At 59.8% G+C, this 2500-nt stretch carries 2 protein-coding genes; both read left to right on the top strand.

What is annotated here, in order from left to right:
• The first annotated feature begins 306 nt into the window (after nt 1-306).
• Nucleotides 307-651, top strand: coding sequence for a MobC family plasmid mobilization relaxosome protein (locus ACSVHP_RS22865; protein ID WP_039025506.1), 345 nt, complete (start codon nt 307-309; stop codon nt 649-651).
• Nucleotides 641-2137, top strand: coding sequence for a plasmid mobilization relaxase MbeA (gene mbeA, locus ACSVHP_RS22860; RefSeq protein WP_045351254.1), 1497 nt, complete (start codon nt 641-643; stop codon nt 2135-2137). Before ACSVHP_RS22865 ends, mbeA begins: the two co-directional genes overlap by 11 nt.
• Nucleotides 2138-2500: the final 363 nt, after the last annotated feature.

Below are 2500 nucleotides of genomic sequence, written 5' to 3'. Positions count from 1 at the left end.
CCGCTCGCCGCAGCCGAACGACCGAGCGCAGCGAGTCAGTGAGCGAGGAAGCGGAATATATCCTGTATCACATATTCTGCTGACGCACCGGTGCCGCCTTTTTTCTCCTGCCACATGAAGCACTTCACTGACACCCTCATCCGTGCCAACATAGTAAGCCAGTATACACTCCGCTAGCGCTACGTGACTGGTTCAGGGCTGCGCCCCGAAACCCGCCAAAAGCCACTGACGCGCCTGCGGCTTGTCCAACCCCGCGCCGACCGGGAAAGGCTTTCCCGCCCGTCCCGGCGTTATCAGGAGGCCGGTTTGTCAGAGAAACGGAACAAGATGCTCACCATGTGGGTGACGGAGGGCGAGCACCGGCGGCTGCTTGAGCGCTGCGACGGCAGGCCGCTGGCGGCGTGGATGCGGCAGACCTGCCTGGACGAAAAGCCTGCGCGCACCGGAAAGCTCCCCTCACTCTCGCCGGCGCTGCTGCGCCAGCTTGCCGGTATGGGCAATAACCTGAACCAGATAGCCCGCCGTGTTAACGCCGGCGGCGGCACCGGCCATGACAGGGTACAGATTGTGGCGGCGCTGATGGCCATCGATGCCGGGCTTGAGCGGCTGCGGCACGCCGTTCTTGAGAAAGGAACGGACGATGATCGTTAAATTTCATCCACGCGGTCGCGGCGGTGGCGCCGGGCCGGTGGACTATCTGCTGGGTAAAGACCGGCAGCGTGAAGGCGCCAGCGTCCTGCAGGGGAAGCCGGAAGAAGTCCGGGAGCTGATTGACGCGTCGCCTTACGTGAAGAAATACACCTCCGGCGTACTGTCGTTTGCGGAGGCCGATCTGCCTCCCGGCCAGCGGGAAAAACTGATGGCCAGCTTCGAGCGGGTTCTGATGCCCGGACTCGATAAAGATCAGTACAGCATTCTGTGGGTGGAGCACGCGGACAAGGGGCGTCTGGAGCTGAACTTTCTGATCCCCAATACCGAACTGCTGACCGGCAGGCGGCTCCAGCCGTACTACGACCGCGCCGACCGGCCGCGCATCGATGCCTGGCAGACCATCGTGAACGGCAGACTGGGGCTGCATGACCCGAACGCGCCGGAAAACCGCCGGGCGCTGGTCACGCCGTCCGGACTGCCGAAAACGAAGCAGGAGGCCACTGAAGCCATCACGCGCGGACTGCTGACCCTTGCTTCGTCCGGGGAGCTGAAAAACCGTCAGGACGTCACTGAGGCGCTGGAACGGTCAGGTTTTGAGGTGGTGCGCACCACGAAAAGCAGTATCAGCATTGCCGACCCGGACGGGGGGCGAAACATCCGACTGAAGGGAGCCATCTATGAGCAGTCTTTTAACGCTGGCGAAGGACTTAGAGCAGCAATCGAAAGCGCAGCAGCAGAGTACCGGCGAGATGCTGAAAGCCGCATTCAGCGAGCACGAGCAGTCTGTCAGAGCGGAACTGAGCGCAAGCGCGAGGAGAATCAGCGACGCCATCCTCGCACACGAGCAGAGTATGAGCGAGGCGATGGAGAAAAACCGGCGGAGCGTACTGCGGACTGCCGGGCGGACATGGTTCACCATCCTGATGGTGTCAGCGCTGCTGATCGGCACGAGCGGGAGCATACTGTGGTGGCAGGGGCAGCAGATAACCGACAATTACACGCATCTTCGTCAGCAGGAAGATACCCTGGCGAAAATGACTGCCCGGACGTGGGGAGTGCGCTATCAGGAGAGCAGCGACGGCCGGAGGTTTCTTATCCTGCCGCCCGGGATGCAAACCGAAGCCATCCCCTACGACGGGACGACATGGATCCGCCTGAAACAGGAGTAGCGGAAAATGACAGAGCTGGAAAAGCAGTTGCTGAGCGCATTAGAGCAGCTACAGCAGGACTACTCGCAAAGGCTGGACGAATGGGAGAGCGCCTTCGCGGAATGGCGGAGCATGTGTGGGCTTATGCAACGGGAGAACGCGGTGCTGAACGAGCGCGTGTCGGACTTGAGCACGCAGGTGCTGAGTTTAAGCGAGCAGCTGCGCCGCTTGTCCGGGAACTGAATGCCATCGAGCTCCGGCAGAGGGAGAATGAGTATCAGAAAACACTGGAGCTGGAGCGCCAGCCGCAGAAAACCTACCGCGGGCCGACACTTTAAACCATCCAGGCAGCTGACAACCCGCACGAAGAGGGGCTCTTATTTCTCCCGCTAAATAGGTTCGTGATCAAAAAGGTCACGACTTATTCAGGAGCGGGAAATGAAGCTGTTAAATCTCATTGAATCATTGCTTAACTGCCTGTATCTGGCGGCGGAGCTGTGGGACTGGCTGGAGAAGCATTTGTCGGTTTTTAAGGCATTGGCGCGGATTTTAGTGTGACTTTAACATCCATGCATCTGGCTGCATGACTATGCACCAGTGTAATATTCAGCGGCTGCGTTTCTGGTGTTTTTTCGTTATGTCTGTCGCCACTTTCTCGCGTCTGGCACCGGAAACGCAGCCAACCCCGTTTCAGCGGTGCG

It is taken from the genome of Enterobacter sp. 186315 (genome assembly GCF_053290175.1).
The sequence above is the reverse complement of the archived record's forward strand: the minus strand, read 5'-3'. Positions and strand labels throughout refer to the sequence as shown.

What these genes read in the sequence shown, in the direction of transcription:
- mbeA (WP_045351254.1), top strand. Translation starts at nt 641, where the DNA reads ATGATCGTTAAATTTCATCCACGCGGTCGCGGCGGTGGCGCCGGGCCG.